At 74.7% G+C, this 19,549-nt stretch carries 14 protein-coding genes and 1 riboswitch; of the genes, 3 read left to right on the top strand and 11 right to left on the bottom strand.

All coding sequences use genetic code 11. The annotated features are described in order from the left end of the window. Positions 1-30 precede the first annotated feature (30 nt). From Dvina_RS26430 to Dvina_RS26395, 8 genes are all read right to left on the bottom strand, one after another. Positions 31-1,428, bottom strand: coding sequence for a DUF2207 family protein (locus Dvina_RS26430; protein WP_223105137.1), 1,398 nt, complete (start codon positions 1,426-1,428; stop codon positions 31-33). Between the two features lie 28 nt (positions 1,429-1,456). Beyond that, a complete protein-coding gene (locus tag Dvina_RS26425; protein ID WP_223105136.1) occupies positions 1,457-1,756 on the bottom strand; it encodes a DUF1905 domain-containing protein in 300 nt (99 codons plus the stop codon). A 209-nt stretch (positions 1,757-1,965) separates the two neighbouring features. Continuing rightward, on the bottom strand, positions 1,966-2,715 hold the full coding sequence (locus tag Dvina_RS26420) for a hypothetical protein (protein ID WP_223105135.1): 750 nt from the start codon (positions 2,713-2,715) through the stop codon (positions 1,966-1,968). Next, positions 2,708-5,530, bottom strand: coding sequence for an ATP-binding protein (locus Dvina_RS26415; RefSeq protein ID WP_223105134.1), 2,823 nt, complete (start codon positions 5,528-5,530; stop codon positions 2,708-2,710). The genes Dvina_RS26420 and Dvina_RS26415 overlap by 8 nt, the downstream gene beginning before the upstream one ends. Next, positions 5,527-6,504: a hypothetical protein gene (locus Dvina_RS26410; RefSeq protein WP_223105133.1), complete on the bottom strand. Its 978-nt coding sequence runs from the start codon at positions 6,502-6,504 to the stop codon at positions 5,527-5,529. Before Dvina_RS26410 ends, Dvina_RS26415 begins: the two co-directional genes overlap by 4 nt. A gap of 170 nt (positions 6,505-6,674) precedes the next feature. Then, complete coding sequence (locus tag Dvina_RS26405; protein WP_223105132.1) at positions 6,675-7,658, bottom strand: pyridoxal-phosphate dependent enzyme; 984 nt, start codon at positions 7,656-7,658, stop codon at positions 6,675-6,677. Further along, positions 7,655-8,788: a M20 aminoacylase family protein gene (locus Dvina_RS26400; RefSeq protein ID WP_223105131.1), complete on the bottom strand. Its 1,134-nt coding sequence runs from the start codon at positions 8,786-8,788 to the stop codon at positions 7,655-7,657. The genes Dvina_RS26405 and Dvina_RS26400 overlap by 4 nt, the downstream gene beginning before the upstream one ends. A gap of 80 nt (positions 8,789-8,868) precedes the next feature. Next, positions 8,869-9,408 carry a GNAT family N-acetyltransferase gene (locus tag Dvina_RS26395; protein ID WP_246656463.1) on the bottom strand — a complete coding sequence of 180 codons (540 nt, stop codon included), beginning with the start codon at positions 9,406-9,408 and terminating at the stop codon, positions 8,869-8,871. A gap of 14 nt (positions 9,409-9,422) precedes the next feature. After that, a riboswitch (SAM riboswitch) is annotated at positions 9,423-9,540 on the bottom strand. Positions 9,541-9,626: 86 nt separating this feature from the next. Here Dvina_RS26395 and Dvina_RS26390 point away from each other — a divergent pair. The 3 genes from Dvina_RS26390 (at position 9,627) to Dvina_RS26380 (ending at position 12,418) form a co-directional block, all read left to right on the top strand. After that, positions 9,627-10,223 carry an NADPH-dependent FMN reductase gene (locus Dvina_RS26390; protein WP_223105130.1) on the top strand — a complete coding sequence of 199 codons (597 nt, stop codon included), beginning with the start codon at positions 9,627-9,629 and terminating at the stop codon, positions 10,221-10,223. Between the two features lie 90 nt (positions 10,224-10,313). Continuing rightward, positions 10,314-11,405 carry an AAA family ATPase gene (locus tag Dvina_RS26385; RefSeq protein WP_223105129.1) on the top strand — a complete coding sequence of 364 codons (1,092 nt, stop codon included), beginning with the start codon at positions 10,314-10,316 and terminating at the stop codon, positions 11,403-11,405. Next, a complete protein-coding gene (locus Dvina_RS26380) occupies positions 11,402-12,418 on the top strand; it encodes a cytochrome P450 (RefSeq protein ID WP_223105128.1) in 1,017 nt (338 codons plus the stop codon). Before Dvina_RS26385 ends, Dvina_RS26380 begins: the two co-directional genes overlap by 4 nt. Positions 12,419-12,441: 23 nt before the next feature. Here the strand turns inward: Dvina_RS26380 and Dvina_RS26375 are convergent, their stop codons facing one another. The 3 genes from Dvina_RS26375 to Dvina_RS26365 form a co-directional block, all read right to left on the bottom strand. Continuing rightward, positions 12,442-13,245, bottom strand: a complete 804-nt coding sequence (locus Dvina_RS26375) for an SGNH/GDSL hydrolase family protein (protein ID WP_223105127.1) — start codon at positions 13,243-13,245, stop codon at positions 12,442-12,444. Between the two features lie 130 nt (positions 13,246-13,375). After that, the gene (locus Dvina_RS26370; RefSeq protein ID WP_223105126.1) at positions 13,376-14,326 is read right to left on the bottom strand and encodes an LLM class flavin-dependent oxidoreductase; all 951 of its coding nucleotides are present in this window, start codon (positions 14,324-14,326) and stop codon (positions 13,376-13,378) included. Beyond that, positions 14,326-19,545, bottom strand: coding sequence for a non-ribosomal peptide synthetase/MFS transporter (locus Dvina_RS26365; RefSeq protein ID WP_246656462.1), 5,220 nt, complete (start codon positions 19,543-19,545; stop codon positions 14,326-14,328). Before Dvina_RS26365 ends, Dvina_RS26370 begins: the two co-directional genes overlap by 1 nt. Positions 19,546-19,549: the final 4 nt, after the last annotated feature.

The following is a 19,549-nucleotide window of genomic DNA, read 5'->3' as shown; positions in this document are numbered from 1 at the left end:
ATCCGCGCCCCAACCCGTCCTGGTCACGGCCTAGCGGACGCGGCGCAGGGAGCGGACGTAGCGGCTGTAGCGCTGGCCGACCAGGCGGACGCGGTCGCCCGGGCGGTAGCCGACGTGGCGGATCGCGGCCACGAGCGCCTGCGGGTCGTTGCCGAAGTGCTTGCGGGCGCCGGCCAGGTCCCGGTTCACCAGCCACGGCGTGAGGCGGTCGGTGCGGCCGTCGTCGACGACGAAGCAGTAGGAGGACGGGACGTCGGTGATGCCGGCCGTGTCGACCGGGACGTGGCTGTTGAGCGTGATGTCGAGGATGGTGCCCGTCACCTCCAGCGGGCGCAGGACGTCGAAGGCGGAGCGGGCGGCGCGGTACACGTGCCGGAGCAGCTGGGAGGCGGCGAGCAGCAGGACGGCGAGGCGTACGCCCGCGGAGCCGATGCCCATGGCCAGGCCGGCGATGAGGGCCCACGCCGGGATGGACAGCGCCGACCAGATCAGCCGGGCGCGGGCGTCGACCTGGCCCAGCGGGGCGAGGATGCGGCTGCGGCGCCAGTACCGCACGCGCACGAGCCGCTCGGTCCCGGTCACGTCGGACCACAGCTCGTCGTCGCGGCCCACGGTCTCGAAGTCGAGGGACTGGGCGGCGTGCTGGAAGACGTCGAGCGCCACACCGTACGCGAGGTAGCGGTCCCACACCGCGACGGCCTCGGGTGGCAGGTCGCGCAGGCTCTCGTGGGCGCGCAGCCACGCCGCCACGCCGAGCCAGTGTGCGGCCGCGGCCCGCCCCTGCGCGGTGAGCCGGTCGCGGTCGTCGACGAGCGCGGCGTCGAGGATGAACAGCGGCAGCCATGCGAACGCCGCCACACACGCCCACGCCTGCAGCGCCGCGCCGGCCGGCACCAGCGGCACGACGGCCAGGGCGAGCAGCGCGCCCGACACGATGGCGGTCACCGGCATGAACCGTTCGTGCCCGCCCACGAGCCCGAGCCGCCGGGCCTCGAACCGCGCTTCCCGCCCGAGCCACCCGGTCCAGCGCCGCCCACCTCCGGCATGCCGTTGCAGAAGCCGCTGCAGTGGTACCGCCGAATCGCCCGCCACCCGCGCGACGCGCTCGAACACCCGCCGCTCGTGCGCCGCCAACCCGGCCGGCTGCGGCCCCCGGACCCGGACCAACAGTTCGTCCCCGGCCGCGAACAGCTCGACCACCCGCCGCGCCGCCAGATCGAGCAGCGTCGCGCTGGCCACCCGGGTCGGCCGCAGCCGGTTCACGAGCAGGTTCACCACGGCCGGCGACTCGTCCCGCAACTCCGGCGTGGCCGCCCCGGCCACGATGGCCCGGGGCCGCGACCGCACCGCCGTCACGAGCCACACGAACCCGAGGTGCGCGGCGACCACGAGCACCGCGAACCCGAGCGACAGCAGGACAGGTGGCATCGACGCTCAGCGTAGGCCCGCCCGGCAACTACAGGTCGAGGATCTCCACGGTGGCGGTGACGAGGTCGTCGCGGTCGAGGTGCTGGGCCTTGCGGACGGCCTGCTTCATCGGCAGGACGTACGGGCCGTCGGCGCTCGGGAAGATCGAGGTCCGCCAGATGGTGGCGCCGACCTGGGCGCGGACGCGGACGGAGCCGAAGCCGCGGCGGGTGCCGGCGGTCAGTTCGCGGATCTCCTCGGAGCGGTCGGCCGGGAGGGAGACGAAGTACCAGCTGTCACCCTGGCGGGCGTCCCACTGCCAGAGCCGGGACTCGAACTCGACAATCACCCGTCGAGCATCACACAGCCCCCACCCCGCCCCGGCGCCGGTCCAGCCAGGCGTCACCCAACGCCGACCCCGGCTCCCATGCAGGCTCCTGTGGCGGGCGGCGGGGTTGGCGCCGTCGGACAGTGCGTGCTCCAGGGCGGCGCGGGGGTCGACCGGCCACGCCACCGGCACTCGGCCGCACGTCGTCACGCGACGAGGGTCCGGTCGGCTCACTCCGGGCGGTCGTCGGCGCGCTGCCGGGCGTCGGCCCGCGGCTCCCGGGACAGCCCGGCGGTGTCGATGAGCGCGCCGAGGTCCTGCTCCAGCGCCGGCCCGGCCGCTTCAACCGGGGCGGGCTCGAGCTGATCCGGCGCCTCCGCGGGGCCCTCGACGGCGCGAACCGCATCGCCGAGCGTCCGGCCGGGAGCGTCCGGGAGGGCATCGGCGTCACCACGGAACGGCACCGTGTCCCGGCCCGCCACAACGCCTGCCGCGTCGGCGACACCCGCCGCGCCCTCCAGCGGCGACCGCGGCGCCGCATCCCGCCCCGCCACCGCGCCCGCCGCGTCGGACAGACCCGCCGCAGCACCGGCCGCATCGGACAGGCCCGCCGTGCCCTCCAACGGCGACCGCGGCACCGTATCCCGCCCTGCCGCGGAACCGGCCGCATCGGACAGGCCGGCCGTGCCCTCCAACGGCGACAGCGGCACCGCATCCCGCCCAGCCACCCCGCCGGCCGCATCGGACAGACCCGCCGCAGCACCGGACGCGTCGGACAGGGCCGCCGCAGCACCGGACGCGTCGGACAGGGCCGCCGCGGAGCCGGCCGCGTCGGACAGGGCCGCCGCGGAGCCGGCCGCGTCGGACAGGGCCGCGGTGAAGTCCGCGGGGTCGCCGCGCTGAGGCACGGTGTCGGCGCCCGCGGCGGAGGCGAGTGCCGAGGGTTCGAGCGGGGTCAGTTCGCCGGGCCGGTCACCCATGGTCGTCGACCGCCTTGCGCACGTCGCGGGCCCAGTTCACCGAGGAGCGGCGGTCGTTGTCGGTCCAGACGGCCGGCGGATACCTGCGGCGGAACGCGTGGATGAACACGCACATCCGGTAGTCCTGGCGCCACCGCGGCGCATCGGCCCCGTCCGGCGCGGCCGGCACCGTGCCGCCGAGCGCGTCGAGCCGCGCCGGCAGGGCGTCGAACCAGGCCGCGGTACCCAGGCCGGCCAGCAGGTCGCCGGCGGCCGAGACGCCGGTCGCGCCGCCGAGGACGGCCTCGGCGCGGGGGCGGAAGGCGCAGCGGTGGCGGCACTCGAAGCATTCGGCGTAGGGCGCGAGCGCATCCTCCACACTGGACTCCGACGCCTGCCAGGCGGTGAAGCGGGCCCGGAGGTCGGCGTCGTCGGCGAGCGGGGCCTCCGGCTGGTTGCGGCGTCTGGCGTCCTCGCGGCGCACGTCCGGCACCGCCAGCAGGACCGCCTGATCCAGGGCGTTGTGCGACACGATCGCCTCGAACGGGCGCAGTGCCGCGGCGGCCTGGATCTGGTCGTCGTGCATGGCCATGGTGGAGCCGAGCAGCTCGCGGTCCTCCGAGGCGGCGGTGCGGTGCATGATCTTCAAATTCGTGATCTTGTACGCGTCCTCGGCGACCTTCCCCACCTGCTGGTCGATGAGCAGGTACGACTCCCGGTACTTGCGGTCCTCGGCGAGCCCCTGGGCGATCCGCTCGGCCGCCAGGGCCTGCGCGTTGCCCTCCTTCTGGTCGCCGCCGCCGGTCTGCGGTGCGGCGCGGGGGAAGACGCGGTGGGCCTCTTCGAGCAGGACGACGTGCGGGGCGTCGGTGGAGCGGCGGTGCTGGCGGTACCAGCCGCGCATCGCCGTGATGAGCAGCAGCGTGATGAGGGACTGCTCCTTGGCGTTGTCGCCGACGCCGGCGAGCTCGAAGACGACCGGGCGGTGCATGAGCGCGCCGATGTCGTAGGAGCGGCGGCAGTGCAGCGTCGTGCCGCAGGCGCCCTCGACCAGGGCCTCGGCGCGCAGGCGGGCGGCGGCGTCGATGTTGGCGTGGGTCTCGCCCTGGTATCCGAGCTGCTCCACGACCTCGGCGAGCACACCGGCGAACTCGGGCAGCACCGGCCAGTTCGCGTCGGCGGGGCGGGCCCGGTAGGTCGCGTGGTAGCCGCGGCGCCGGTAGGTCTCGACGAGCGCCCGGCGGTACAGGAAGGGCAGCGGGTCCCACAGCCCGAAGGCCGCCTCGAAGCACGCCAGGAGGTTCGACACGTGCGACGTGACGGTCGCGCCGTCCGGCACCTGGAAGGGGTTGAGGCGAAACGGCGCCACCTCGTCGTCGCCGACGGTGAAGATCAGCAGGTCGTCGAAGTCCTCGAGGGTGGCCAGCCAGCGGTAGTCGTCGAGGGCGGCGTTGACCGGCTCGATGACGGCGAACGGCACGCCGTGGCCGCGCAGCTGCCGGCACAGGTGCAGGGCGGTGTTCGTCTTGCCGGAGCCGGGCGTGCCGACGATGAACCCGTGCCGGGGCAGGTCCGCGACCGCGAACCCGACCTCGCCCTCGGCGCCCGCGCCGGGCTGGCGGCCCAGCAGCAGGGCCGGGCCCGCGGGCGCGGCGACGACCCGGACCTGGTCGCGCGGCGCCACGACGGCGACCCCGGGCACGTGGCCCTCCAGCGCCAGGGGCAGCCGGAACAGGCTCGCCGCCTCGTCGCGGTCGACGAGCACCCGCAGCGCGAACAGCGTCAGGCGGGGCGAGGACCGGCCGGGCGCCGACTCGGCCCGCAGCAGTGCGGCCAGGTCGTCGCTGTCCCAGTCGACCGGCTGCAGCGTCGTGAAGCCGCGCACGAGGGCGTCGTGCCGGGCCTGGTGATCCGGCCGGGCGACGGTGAATCCGCTCAGGACGCTCTGCGGGTCGTCGCGGTCCGGCTGGGCCGCCGGCGGCGGGCTCACGGTCGCGCCCAGCTGCCCCACGAGCGACTCCGGCAGCGGCTCGGCCCCGGCCACCGTCACGCCGAAGCGGAAGACCCGTCCGTCGTAGCGCCGCAGCGCATCGAGGTAGTAGGGCTCGATGGTCACGGCGCCGCCGTCGGCCGGCAGCTGGATCTGGCCGCCGACGTCGGCCGGGATCTCGCTGGGCTGGGCCAGGCGCCGGTAGCGGGTCGCCTCGATCTCCAGCATCCGGCGCAGCGGCGGCGGGACCGCGCCGGCGGTCAGCTCCACCGACAGGGCCAGCGGGGTCGGGTGCAGGCGGACCGCGTCGAGGAGCCCCTCCCACGAGTGCGGCTGGCGGCCGAACGGCTCGACGGCGACGTACGTGGGCACGCCCGCGTCCACGCGCTCGGGCCGGGCGACGCGGATGCGCTTGCGGATCTGGGCCAGGCCGCCGGGCGGGGGCACGAATGGGCTGAGGATGGCGCGGACCTCGGCGGGGTCGAGGACCGGCTCGACCCGCACGTGGTCGGGGACCCTCGCCAGGGTGGCCGCGAGCGTGCTCGCCGCGCGCCGGGCCAGGTCGGCGCTCGGCTGCTCGACGCGGCCCAGCAGGTACACCTCGATGCGCCCTTGCTCGTGATGCAGCAGGCGCAGCGCGACGGTCTCGGACTCGGGGAGGGCAAGGAACCGGCCGAGGTAGGCGGCCTGCTCGCCGACCGCGCGGGCGAGCCGCCCGGCGACGTCCAGGCGGGCGTACTCCGAGCGGCGCGACAGGTCGACGGCCGCGGTGATCCGCAGCGCGACCCAGCCCCAGACGCGGTCCGGGCCGGTGAGCAGATACGGGGCGGGGACGAGGTCGCTCACTGCGGCGGCTGCGTCCCGTACGGCGGGCCGGACGCCGGGGGCGCGCTCGACGGCGGGGCACTCACCTGCGGCCAGGCGCCGGTGACCGGCTGCTGGTACTGCGGCGGGTACACGGCCGCGGGGGCGATGGTCGGGGGCACGATCGGCTGTACGCCGGGCGGCATCGGCGCCTCGGGCGTGGTGGCGACGAGCCGGTTGGTCTCCTCGGTCGCGGCGAGCCCGGCGATGGCCGACTGGACGCCGAGGCGGGTGATGCTGTGCGTGATCTCGCGCAGGGCCCGGGTCCGGCCGCCGTTGATGGCCGAGCGGTAGGAGGCGCCGCCGGCAAGGGCCCGGAAGCCGTCGCGCAGGGCGTGGACGATCAGCAGCACGGTGGAGCGGGAGCGCCACATGGTCCAGCCGAAGTACAGGTCGGTGCCGTACGTCTGCACGGCGACGAGCGACTGCAGGCGGGTGTCGCCGAACGACAGCAGGTACTGCCCGGCGATGCGCACCGGCGCCATCGGGAACGGCAGGGCCCGCTGCGCCGCCGACTGCAGCATGTACCCGTACACCGCCGGCGCGGCCGCGGCCCGGTTCTCGACGAGCAGCGAGTATTCGGCGATCGGCTCCTTGATCGGGAAGAACAGCGACACGCACCAGGCCACGAACGCGAGCCCGGCCACGATCATCGGCACCAGGACGGACCCGGTGGACGCGGCGAGGGCCGTGTCGAGGTCCTGCGCCTGCTGCCCGATGTTGAAGAACAGCCCGCAGGTGCAGCAGATGATGACGAGGACGAGCAGCGACAGCACGAGGGCCACGTTGCCGGCGCGTACGGTGTGCGGCCGCAGCTGCTTCCAGGTGACGCTGTCGTCGGCGAACTCGTCGGGCTCCGTGTAGGTGACGCGCGCGTTGCGGTACGCGGCCTGCACGTTGTGCAACGCCTGGTCCCACGGCTCCCCGCCCGGTCCGCCCCAGCCCTGCGTGGTCATCAGACTCCCCGTCGCTCCAGCGTGACGCTCCGTGGGTCCCACGGCATTGCGTCAATCTATGGAAACGACGGCCGTCGTCACAAGGCCGTTTCCGCGATTGCCGTGATCTTCCCGCCGTTCGGCGCCCCGCCACCCGGCCGGACGGCGCCCGGCCGGTCAGCCGTCCAGCGCTAGGCCATGTCCTGGGCCCTGTCCTGGGCTCCGTCCTGGGCCACCGGGTTGGCCGCCGCCCCCTCGGTGATCAGCAGCACGACGTCGCCCTGCGCGGGCAGCTGCGCCAGTGCGGCCAGCGCGGCCGCGCCGCACGGCCCGGCGGCGACGCCCTCGGCGGCCAGGTCGGCCATCGCCGCGCGGGCCCGTGCGTCGCTCACCGTCACGCACCCGTCGAGCCGGTCGCGGATGAGCGGCCAGGCCAGCGTCGACACGGTGCCGCAGTTGAGGCCGGCCATGATCGTCGCGTCGGTGCTGACGGTGACCGGCCGCCCGGCCTCGACGCTGGCCTTGACGCAGGCGGCGGTGTCCGGCTCCACGCTCACGATCCGGGTCGGCCGGCCGTAATGCGTGAGCGCGGCCTGCAGCAGCGACCCGACCCCGGTCGGCACGACGAGCAGGTCGGGCGGGCCGGCCCCGGCCGCCGCGAGCTGCTCGTCGAGCTCGGTGAACAGCGTCGAGTAGCCCTCGACGATCCAGCCGGGGATCTCCTCGTAGCCGTGCCAGGCCGTGTCCTGGACGAGCAGCCCGTCCGGGTCCGCGGCGGCCGTGCGCACGGCCCGGTCGTAGTCGCCGCCGACCGCCACGACCTCGGCGCCCTCCGCGCGGATGGCCGCCACCGCCGCCGCCGGCACCCCCGCGGGCACGTACACCCGGGCCCGCCGCCCGAACTCGCGGGCGAACCGGGCGACGGCCCGCCCGTGATTGCCGTCGGTCGCCGTCACGATGGTCGCCGGCCCGCCGCCGCCGTGCCGCTGCAGCGCCCGGTGCAAAGCCCAGGACGCGCCGAGGGCCTTGAAGGCGGGCAGGCCGAAACGGTTGGACTCGTCCTTGGCGAACAGGCGGGCGGCTCGGCCGCGGCGGGCCAGGGCGGGCAGCTCGGCCAGGCGGGTCGGGGCGTAGCCGGGCAGGGTCCGGTGGAACGCGGCCGGATCGCCGGTCATCGCTGCCGGCTCCGGACGAGGTTGACGTAGTACCGCACGCCGATCTCGAGGACGTCGTCGTTGAAGTCGTAGTCGGGGCTGTGCAGCGGCGCGCTGCCGGCACCGTTGCCCAGCAGCATGAAGCAGCCGGGGACCGCCTGCAGGAACGCGCCGAAGTCCTCGCTCGCCGTCCACTGTGGCGTGTTGCCGACGACGTGTTCGGCCGGCACGGTGCGGCGGGCCGCGTGCAGTGCGGCCGCGACGGCGCCCGGGTCGTTGACTGTCGGCTCGAACTCGTGGGTGTAGCGCACCGCGCAGCTGCCGCCGTGGGCCGCGCTGATCCCGGCCGCGAGCTCGCGGATCCGCCGCTCCAGCAGCACCCGCACGTCCGGCGCGAAGCTGCGCGTGTCACCGCGGATCACCACCTCGCCCGGGATCGCGTTGCGGGCGCCGTCGGTGGTGATCTCGGTGCAGGACACGACGGCCGGCTCGGCGGGGTCGACGCTGCGCGACACCACGGTCTGCAGCGCCAGGACGATCTCGGCCGCGATGACGATCGGGTCGACCACCATCTGCGGCCGCGCCGCGTGCCCGCCCCGCCCCAGCACCCGGATCTCGAAGTTGTCCTCGCCGGCCATCAGCCCGCCGGCCCGCGTGGCCAGCCACCCGGCCGGGTGCCCGGGCATGTTGTGCACCCCGAAGATCGCATCGACGGGGAACCGCTCGAGCAGCCCGTCGGCAAGCATCGCCTTCGCGCCGAGGCCGTGCTCCTCGGCGGGCTGGAAGATCATTTGGACGGTACCGTCGAAGCCGCCCTCGTCCGCCAGGACCGCCGCCGCACCCAGCACCATCGCCATGTGCCCGTCGTGCCCACAGGCGTGCATCACCCCGTCGTGGACCGACCGGTAGGCCCGCTCCCCCCGCTCGGCAAGCGGCAACCCGTCCATGTCGGCCCGCAGCCCGACCGCGGCGCCGCCGTCGCCGCGGCGCAGGGTGGCGACCAGGCCGGTGCCGCCGACGCCGCGGGTCACGTGCAGGCCGAGCGCGGTCAGGACGCCGGCCAGGTAGTCGGCGGTGCGGTGCTCCCGCAGGCCGAGCTCGGGGATGCGATGCAGGTCGTGCCGCCACGCACGGAGCCGTCCGGTTTGCACGCGGCCATGCTCTCACGCAAGATCGGGGAACGCGCGAAGCCTCACCGGCGCCCGCCACGTCGTGGGCCGGCCGCTGCCCGTCAACGGCGGCGCCTCACCAGGGCGGTGACGTCGGCCCAGGCCATCCGGAGCTTCTGCGGCGATCCGACGAGGCGGGCCGGGTCGCCGCCGGGCGCCGCGACGGTGGCGGAGCCGGCCGACACGCCGCCGGCGGCCCGGTAGAACGCCTGCGCCGCCGTGTTCTGCCGCAGCACCCACAGGTACATCGGCCCGTCCGCCGCCGCGGCCGCCCGGGCCAGCAGCTGCGTGCCGATGCCGCTGCGGTGCCGCTCCCGCACGACGTGCAGGTTGTCGACGAGGCTGCCCCAGACCGGATCGTCGCCCACGACCACGTGGACGAACCCGGCCAGGCAGCCGTCACGCTCGGCCACGACGGTGTGGGTGCCGGCCGGGGCGGCGAGCCGGGCCGACCAGACGGCACGGCGCTCGGTGACGAGTTCGCCGTCCAGGTAGGCGTCGGCGTAGGCGCCCCGGTAGTGGCGGCGCCAGCTGTCGGCATGCAGCGCACCGATCGCGGCGGCGTCGTCGGCGGTGGCGAGGCGGTAGCGCACTGTGCTCACGGTGAAGTCCCGTCGGTCGCGGCTTGCCCGGCACCGGCGTGGTGCGGGGCCCGGTCATCACCCGGAGCACCCCGCCCGCGAACGGAGGGTTGCCGGCCAGCAAGCCGGGGCTTGACGCTGACCCTCGTGACCTGTGCCGCTCACCGTAGCAGGGCACCGCCGCTACCATCCTTGCCGCGGCCTGGTCCGGCGGCCCTCCGGCCGCGAACCTGGCCCGTATGGACATCACGCATCGCCTGCTCGTCATCGTCGGCAGCGTCCGCGAGGGCCGGTTCGGCCCGACCGTCGCGGACTGGTTCACGGCCCGGGCCGAGGCCCACGGCGCGTTCACCGTCGAGGTCGCCGACCTGGCCGGCGTGACGCTGCCGTTGGAGCTGCCCGCGGTATCGCCGAAATACGCCGGAGACGCCTATCCCCGCCCGGCCGGTATGGCCCCGCTGACCGCCGCCCTCGAGCGCGCCGACGCGTTCGTCATCGTGACCCCGGAGTACAACCACAGCTACCCGGCCGCGCTGAAGGCCGCCATCGACTGGCACTTCACCCACTGGACGGCGAAGCCCGTCGCCTTCGTCAGCTACGGCGGCGCCGCCGGCGGCCGCCACGCCGTCCTGCACCTGGAGAACGTCCTCACCGAGCTGCACGCGGTGACGATCCGCGACGGCCTGGCGTTCCCGGCGTACTACACCAACTGGCGCGACGGCTCCCCCCTCGACCCGCAGGCCGGCGAGTACGCGACGGCCCTCCTGGACCAGCTCGCCTGGTGGGCCGCCGCCCTGCGCACGGCCCGGGCGGCCACCCCCTACCCCGGCTCGTAGGCAGCCGGCCGCCCGGGCGGGGCACCGGGCGGCACTGTCACGTTCCGTACCCAGCAGCTCAGCGGCCCCGCGCGGACGTATCCTGCCGTGGTGAGCGCCGCGACAACCCCTCCGCCCATCGCCTGGTACGGCGGGAGCTTCGCCTACTACGACGAGGACTCCGCGCCCCCGCCCAGCGACGCCGACCTCGACGTGGCCGCCGGCCAGGCCCGCGACGAGCGCACGGCGAACTTCACCCTCGACCAGTTCGGCCCCGAGCCGGGCGGTGACGGGAAGGTCGGCGTGGTGCTCGGGCGGTTCCTGCCGGTCCACGACGGCCACCGCTACCTCATCGAGTTCGCCCTGGCGCACGTCGCCGAGCTGCATATCTTCGTCCGGGTCGGCGACGACGACCCGATCCCGTTCGACGTGCGCCGGGCGTGGCTGCTCGAACTGTTCCCCGGCACCGCCGTCACGCCCGTCGAGGGCGAGCGGGAGCAGTGGCCCGAGCGGATCCTCGCCGAGGTCCGGCCCGACTACCTGTTCAGCGGCGAGCCCGACGGCCCCGGCACGGCGGCCCGCCTCGGCGCCGAGTGCATCCCGGTCAACCGGCACCTGCTGCTCGTCTCCGGCACCGGCATCCGCAAGAGCCCGTGGGACTACGAACGCTTCCTCCCGCCACCGGTCCGCGCCTGGTACGCCGCCCGCGTCTGCCTCATCGGCGCCGAGTCGACGGGCAAGACGACGCTTGCCGAGGGGCTCGCGCGGCACTACGACACCGTGTGGGTGCCGGAGCGGCTGCGGGAGCTCGGCCCCGACATCACGCCCGCCACCATCGCCCTCGCCGCCCGCGGGCAGGCCGCCGCCGAGGACCTGATGGCCCGCCGCGCGCACCGGCTGGTGTTCACCGACACCGATCTGCTGGCCGTCCGCCTGTGGAGCATGCGCCTGTTCGATGCGGCACCGCCGTGGCTGCAAACGCCGGAACCTGTGCATCTGTACCTCCTGTGCGCACCCGATCGCCAGTTCTCCGGCGACATCCGGCGCAACACCCCGGCCGAGCGCCTCGCATTCCACGAGGCGATCGAGGCCGAGCTGGTCCGCCTGGGCCGCCCGTACGTGACGCTGGAGGGCGACGACGATCAGCGCCTCACCCGGGCCGTCGCGGCCGTCGACGACCTGCGGCGGCAGCTCTGGGGATGAGCGACCCGCCGGTCCGCTGGGACGAGCGCCTGCGCCGGTTCGTCGTCACCGGCCACCGGGCGGTCGTCGCCGTGCTGCAGGACCCGGCCGCGTACTCGTCGCGGGTCGCCCCGCAGGTGCCGGCCGGCGACCGGGAGCTGCTGGCCGGGTTCACGCAGTGGTCGGCCCGCTGGCTGTTCTTCCTCGACCCGCCCGAGCACACCGCCCGCCGGGCCCCGGTGGCCAAGTCCCTCGCCCCGCGCGCCCTGCCGCCCGTCGAGCACCACGCCACCGAGCTGGCCGCGCAGCTGCCCACCGCGTTCGACGCCGTCGCCGACTTCGCCCATCCCCTGGCCGCCCGGGTCATCGCCGAAGTGCTTGGCGACACCGGCGCCGGGTTCTTCGCGCGGGCCCGGGCCATGGAGCGCGCGAGCGCCGACGCCCGCGATCCGGCCGCGCGGCGGGCCGGGCTCGAGGCGATCGCCGCCGCCGTGACCGCGCTGCGCTCCACAGTGGACGACGTCACCGGGGCGCACAGCCTGATGCTCATGTTCGCCGGGATCGAGACGACCCAGAACCTCATCGCCAACACCCTGCACGCGCTGCTGACCCACCCCGGCACCTGGGACTCGGCGCTGCCGGCGGCGGTCGAGGAGGGCGCCCGCTACGCACCACCGGTCCGCGGCGTCCTGCGCCGCACCACGCGGGCCGTCGTGCTGGCCGGGGTGGCGATCCCGGCCGGCGCGGAGCTGGTGGCGCTGACCGCGGCGGCCAACCGCGACCCGGCCGTGTTCACGCACCCGGACCGGTTCGACCCGGCCCGCCGACCCAACCGGCACCTGACGTTCGGCCTCGGCCGGCACTACTGCCCCGGCGCCGAACTGACCCGCCGGACCACCGTCGCCGCGCTCGCCGCCCTGCGCGCCCGCCACCCGGGCCTGCGCCTGACCGGGCCGGCCCCGCGCTGGCGCGACCACGACCCGCTCGTCCACGCGCCGGTCTCGCTGCCGGTGACCGGCGCCGGTCAGGGCTGATCGACCGGCGCCGGTCCCGGCACTCAGCCCGCCGCGGTGCGGAACGTCGGGTAGTAGCCGCCGGACTGCCCGGCCGCCGTCGGGTGGTAGGACACGGTGAGGCTGACGAAGTTCAGCGCGTGCAGCCACTTGTCGCCGTAGCTGCACAGCTGGTGCCCGACGAAGATCGACCGCACGTCGGCGAACCGGAACCCGGCCGCGGCGGCCGCGGTCCTGGTCGTGTCGTCGAGGAGGTCGATCCCCTCATTGATCTTCGCCCGCGAGTTGGCGCTCAGCCCGACGCACACGGTGCCGAGCTGGTAGAAGACCGGGTAGCCGACGACGACGACCCGCGCCGACGGCGACCGGCTCCGGATGCCGCTGTACACGGCCGCGAGCTTGGCCGGCAGCTCGTTGCGGACCTTGGCCTCGGCCGTGTTGATGGCGGCGATGCAGTCGGACTCGCCGGACAGCACACACGTCGTCATGATGCTGGTGAAGCCGATGTCGTTGCCGCCGATGGTGACGCTCACCAGCGTGGTGCTCGACGACAGCGCGGACAGCTGGCTGTTGATGACGTCGGCGGTCGTGGCGCCCGAGCAGGCCACCGACCGGTACGCGGCGGGCTTGACGCCGGCGTTGTACAGGGCGGGGTAGGCGTTGTTGCTGCGCAGACAGGCGCCGCCCTCGGACGTGTAGTTGTCGGCGCCGACGCCCGAGGCGTACGAGTCGCCGAGCGCAACATACCGATCCGAGGCCGCGGCGAACGCCGGGCTGCCGAGGCCGAACGTGACACCGAGGGCAGCAGCCGCGCCCAGGGCGAGCCTTACGAGACGGGATCTCCGCACGTGGTACTCCGGGGTAAGGGAGTGTGGTCCGGAGATTGATATCAAGCGATCCTTGCCCGCCGCTATACTTTCGCTATACATCTGAGGGTTTCCGGTGCAGCCGGGCCGCGGCCGCCCGGGCGATCCGCACCTAGCCGGCCGCGTCGAAGGCCAGCCGGGCGTGGTGCAGGTCGTCCTCCGCGTCCGGGACGTCGAGGATCACCGACTCGACGCCGCGCGCGAAGTACGCCGCCAGATACGCGCCCACCTCCGCGTAGGAGCCGACCAGGTACGGGCAGAACGTCCGGTAGGTCCGGAACGGGTGCAGCCAGTAGACGCCGGAGGCCTCGACCTCGGCGAGCTCCGCGTACCAGTGCGAGTCGGACAGCTTCGCGACCACCCGGTGGCGGCGCTCCCCCAGCGGGTCGCCCGGAAAGCGGTCGTGGGCGGCCTTCCACGCCGCGCCGGCGGTCGGGCGGGCGATGACGCCGAGGCGGATGCCGCTGCGGCCGGCCGGATAGGAGCGCACCGGCACCGGGTACGCGAAGCGCAGCACGCCCAGGTCGTCGGCGCACTTGACGGCGGCCTCGCTGGAGCCGGACAGGACCAGCCGCGGGGGTTGCCGCGGGCGGTGCGGCAACGACGCACCCTGCAGGCGGTAGTGGCGGCCGGTGCTGGTGACCGGGCGCGGGGACTCGAGGAGCTGCCGGAGCACCGTCGCGAACTCGGACAGCCGCTCGTACCGCTCGTCGTGCCCCACACCGCCGTCGCCGAGCGCCTCCAGATGCTGCCGGGAACCGCCCGTCACCAGGTTGAGATGCACGGGGCGCCCGTGCAGGAACGTGAGGGTGGCCGCCATGCGGGCCGCGGCGTACGGCGAGCAGTAGACCGGCTGGACCGCGACGAGGGGCACGGCCCGCGCGGCCCGCTCCAGGATCAGCTGGGCGATCAGCCAGGGGTCGATGAGCGTGTTGTCGGAGTAGACGAGCAGGCCCGTGTGGCCGGCCGCGTCCGTCCAGCGGGTCACCTCGGCCAGGCGGCGGCGGAACGCGGAGCCGTCGGGCTCCACGGACGCGGGGGCGGTGGTGTACACCTCGACCATCACGCCACCGGCCGGTTGCGCAGCTCGACGAGGCCGATCAGGTCTTCGGGCTCGGTGTCGGGGACCTCCGCGTCGAAGCGGGCGAGCGGGCGGTACCACAGCGAGACCCCGGCGATGAGGGCGATCGCGGCACCGAAGGTCAGGTAGGTCGGGCCGAGGCCGATCGCCGCGGAGACCCCGGGGCCGATGAGCAGGAACCCGATCGGCAGCGTGCCCCAGGCGAAGACCGTGTTGACCGCGAACACCCGGCCGTGGGCCCGCGGCGGGACCTTGACCTGGATGATCGTGGTGTAGATCGCGTTCATCACGGTCAGCGCGACGAACATGCCGAAGACGCCGGCCGCGATCAGCCACACGCTGCGGTGGACGCCGGCCAGGGCCGCGAACGGGGCGAACGCGAGCGCGGACAGCAGCACGCCGCGCATCCGGCGGCGGGCCGGGCCGCCCCAGAACGCCATGATGAGGCCGCCGGCCACGACGCCGGCGCCGCCCGCGACCGCGACCTGGGAGGCGGCGTGCAGGCCGGCGAAGCTCAGCACGCGCGGCTGGATGAGCACGAGGGACGGGCCCAGGAACAGGTTGACCACGGCGAAGAACAGCAGCATGGCCCGGAAGCCGGGGGTGCCCATGGCATAGCGGAAGCCGCTGCGGACCTCCTGGCCCATCGGCTCCTTGCGGCGGTACCCCATCAGCCCCGGGAACCGCACGAGGGCGAGGACGAGCACGGCGACGGCGTAGCTGCACACGTCGAGCGCGAGGATCCCGTCCAGGCCGATCGCCGCCATGACCCCGACCGCGGCGACCGGGACGAGGAACTGGGCGACGCCGGCGCCGACCTGCACCATCCCGTTGGCGTGGCCCAGGTAGCGCTTCGGAACCAGCTGCGGCACGGCCGACGAGTACGCCAGCCGCTGGAAGGTCAGCGCGATCGACAGGCCGGACAGCAGCGGGTAGATGTGCCAGATCTGCAGACGGTCGGTGACGATGAGGGCCAGGAACACGGCCTGCAGTGCCAGCGCGGCGCCGTCGCCGGCCAGCATGACCGCGCGGCGGCTGTGCCGGTCGACGAGGGCCCCGGCGACCGGCAGCACCAGCAGGCCGGGCACGAGCGCGATGGTGGAGAACAGCGCGAGCCGGAACAGCGACCCGGTCTGCATGAAGATCCAGACGGGGACGGCGAACTCCGTCATCGCCGTGCCGGTCATCGACACGAGCTGGCTGGCCGCGACGGCGAGGAACCGGCGCATGCTCGGATCGGGGCCGGCCGGGCGGACCGCGGTGGACGACACGTCCTGGAGGCGCCAGGTGGCGGTGCCGTGCTCGACCTTCGTCTCGTGGGGCAGCCGGGCGGTGAGGATGGCCGCCAGCTCGGCCGCGCGCCACTTGAGGAAGTAGTGGCCGGCCTCGTCGAGGACGTACAGCGCGGTGCGCTCGCTGAGGAAGTGCCACTCGCGGAAGCGCTCCTGGTAGTACATGGTCTCGTCGTCGCGCTCGCCGACGATCGACACGATCGGGGCCTTGAGCCGCGCCGGGCCGCGGCGCCACAGGTCGGTGAAGTACTCCTCCGCGGCGACGCTGTCGCGGCGCATCCCCCGCACCATCGCCCGGACCTGGTCGGGGCCGAGGTCACGCAGGTCGATGCCGACCGAGGTGAGCCAGTTGCTGTACGCCTTGTCGCTGCGCAGCTGCTCGAACCGGCTGAGCAGCTGCGCGAAGCGCCCCTTCGGCCGGGCGAACGGGAAGATCGCCCCGATGAACAGCGTCTCGATCTCGCGGCCGGCCGCCTCGAGGGCGCAACCGACGGCGACCGCCAGCGCGCCGCCGACGCCGCAGTGCCCGTACACGGCGATCGGCCCGTCGATGCGCTCCTGGATCTCGGCGACGGTGGCGGCGACGAGGTCGTCGAAGGCGGCGCCCTGCTCCTCCAGGCCGACGTCGTTGCCGGGGATGGCCAGGGCGTAGAGGGCGTGGCCGGCCGGGAGGGCGTCGGCGAGGGGCTGGTAGACGATGGCGCTGCCGCCGCCGTAGGGCAGGCAGACGAGGGTCAGCTGCCGGCTGCCCCGGGGGATCGGCCTCGTCAGCTCGTGCAGGAGCCGCTTCGGGCCGCGGGCCTCGGCCGGGGTGTCGACGAGCGCGGCGAGGCCGCGGACCGTCGGGTGCTTGAACACGTCCATGACGCTGACGGGCGCGGGCAGGACGTGGCGGAGTTTGGCGACGACCTGGGTGGCGAGCAGCGAGTGGCCGCCGAGGTCGAAGAAGTCGTCGTCGGCCCCGACCCGGGCGACGCCGAGCACGGCCGCCCAGACGCCGGCGATGGCGACCTCGGAGGCGGTGGCGGGCGCCGTGAACTGCGCCCGGGCCTCGACCGCCGGTGCCGGGAGGGCGCGCCGGTCGAGCTTGCCGTTGGCGGTGACGGGCAGCGCGTCGAGCGGCACGTACGCCGCCGGGACCATCGCGTCGGGCAGGACCTGCTTGAGCGCGGTGCGCAGGTCGCCGTCCGGTTCGCCGACGACGTAGGCGACGAGGCGCTGGTCGCCGGGCCGGTCCTCGCGGACGATGACGGCGGCGTCGCGGATGCCGGGCCGGGCACGCAGGGCGGCCGCGATCTCGCCCGGTTCGATCCGCATGCCGCGCAGCTTCACCTGGTCGTCGCGGCGGCCGAGGTAGTCGAGGGTGCCGTCGGGGTTGCGCCGGGCGATGTCGCCGGTGGCGTACCGGCCGTTGCGGAACCGCTCGGCGGTGAGCTCGGGCCGGTTGAGGTATCCGGCGGCGACGCCGACGCCGCCGATGTGCAGCTCACCGGGGACGCCGACCGGCACCGGCGCGCCGGCGGCGTCCAGGACGTGCAGCTCGATGTTCTGGATCGGCCGCCCGATCGGGACCCGGGCCAGCCCGTCGAGGTTCTCGGGTGTGCACTCCCACCAGCTGACGTCGACGGCGGCCTCGGTCGGCCCGTACAGGTTGTAGACAGGGCACCCGAGCCGCTGCAGGGCGGTGCGGGCCAGGTCGACGGGGAGCGCCTCACCGCTGGCGATCACCCGGCGCAGGCTCGCCGGGCTCCCGCGCTCGGCCAGGAACACGGCGAGCATCGACGGGACGAAGTGGACGGTGGTGATCCGCTCGGCGGCGATCAGGTCGTGCAGGTAGGCGGCGTCACGGTGACCGCCGGGCCGGGCCATGACCAGGCGGGCCCCGCTCAGCAGGGGCCAGAACAGCTCCCACACCGACACGTCGAACCCGATAGGCGTCTTGTGCAGCACGGCGTCGTGCGCACCGAGGTCGTAGGTGCGCTGCATCCAGTCGAGCCGGTTGTGGATGGCCCGGTGCGTGGTGGGAACGCCCTTGGGCTTCCCGGTGGAGCCGGAGGTGTAGATGACGTAGGCGACGTCGTTGGGCGATCCGAGCGGCGCCAGGTCCACCGTGGGCACCGGCCCGCTCAGGTCCACTGTGGACAGCACAGCGACCGGGGCGGCGTCCTGGACCATGAACGCGATCCGGTCCGGTGGATTGTCCGGGTCCAGCGGCAGGTAGGCGGCGCCCGACTTCAGCACCGCCAGCAGCGCGACCGCCAGCTCGAGGCCGCGCTCCAGCCGGACGCCCACGATCCGGCCCGGTCCGGCGCCCTGGGCGCGCAGGCCGGCCGCCAGCGCGGTGGCGCGCGCGTCCAGCTCGCGGTAGGAGAGCGCGCGACCCTCGAACACGACTGCGGGTGCGTCGGGCGTCCGGCGGGCCCGCTCCTCCAGCCGGGCGTGCAGCGTGCTCGGCGCGAGGTCCACCGTGGGCCCGCAGGCCGCGGCCAGGACGCCGTCGCGCTCGCCGGCGTCCAGCAGCGGGATGCGGCTGACGGCGACGGAGGGGTCGGCGGCCACCGCGTGCAGGATGCGTTCGAGGTGGCCGGCCATCCGCGCGATGGTGGCCGCGGTGAACAGGTCGGTGTTGTACGTGAAGAAGCCCGACAGGCCGGCGACGTCGGGGTCGAAGAGGTACAGCTCCAGGTCGAACCGCGTCTGGCGGGCGTCGATCGGGAACGGCTCGACGCCGAGGCCGGAGTCGGGCAGCCCGCCGCCGCGGTGGTAGTTGAGCATCGTGAACGTGGCCTGGAACACCGGCGAGCGGGACACGTCGCGGGGCATCCGCAGATGGGTCACGAGCCGGTCGAACGGGGTCTCCTGGTGGTCGAACGCGTCGAGGACCCGCTCGCGGACGCGCCCGACGAGCTCGGCGAACGTCGGCTCCCCGGACAGGTCGGCCCGCAGCGCGAGGACGTTGGCGAACAGGCCGACGACGCTCTCCAGCTCGGGCAGGGTGCGGCCGGCCACGGTGGAGCCGAGGGCGAAGTCGTCCTGGTCGGCGTAGCGGAACAGCAGGGTCTGGAAGGCGGCGAGCAGCGTCATGTAGGGGGTGGCCCCGAAGCGGCGGCCGAGCGCGGCGACGGCCCGGCTGAGCTCCTCGCCGTACTCCATGACGTGCCCGGCGCCGCGGAAGGACGGCTCCGGCGGGCGGGGGCGGTCGGTGGGCAGGTCGAGTGGGGGTACCCCGGCCAGCTGCTTCTGCCAGAAGGTGAGGTCGCGCGCCAGGCGCTCGCCGCTGTAGCGGGTCCGCTGCCAGGCCGCGTAGTCGCCGTAGCGGACCGGCAGCGGCGGCTGGTCGCGGCCGGTGTAGGCGTGCAGCAGATCCTTGAGGAACACGTCGATGGACCAGCCGTCGGAGGCGATGTGGTGCAGGATGACGGCGAGGACGTGCTCATCGTCGCCGACGCGGACGAGCGCGGCCCGCAGCAGCGCTCCGGTGGTCAGGTCGAACGGGCGGGCGCCGAACTCGGCGACGATCGCCCGCACCGCCGTCTCGCCGGACTCCGCGTAGCGCTCCAGCGCCACGGCGGGCGCGTCGACGACTGTGGCCTGCGGGCGGCCGTCGGCGTCGGCGACGAACCGGGTGCGTAGCGTCTCGTGGCGGGCGGCGACGGCGGTGAGAGCGGCCTGGAGCCGGTCGGCGTCGAGGTCGCCGCGGAGCCGGACCGCGATCGGCACCGTGTAGGCGGCGGTGTCGGGGACGAGCTGGTCCATGAACCAGAGGCGCTCCTGGGCGAAGGACAGCGGTGGGTGTACGGCATCCTCGCGCGTCGCAATCGCCGGGGCGCCGCGCTCGGCGCGGCGGGCCTGGAGGCGGCGGCGCAGGAGTTCGGCGCGGGCGGCGCTGAGGCCGGTGTCCGTCGACAAGGCA

The organism is Dactylosporangium vinaceum, assembly GCF_019904175.1.
Lineage (GTDB): Bacteria > Actinomycetota > Actinomycetes > Mycobacteriales > Micromonosporaceae > Dactylosporangium > Dactylosporangium vinaceum.
The sequence above is the reverse complement of the archived record's forward strand: the minus strand, read 5'-3'. Positions and strand labels throughout refer to the sequence as shown.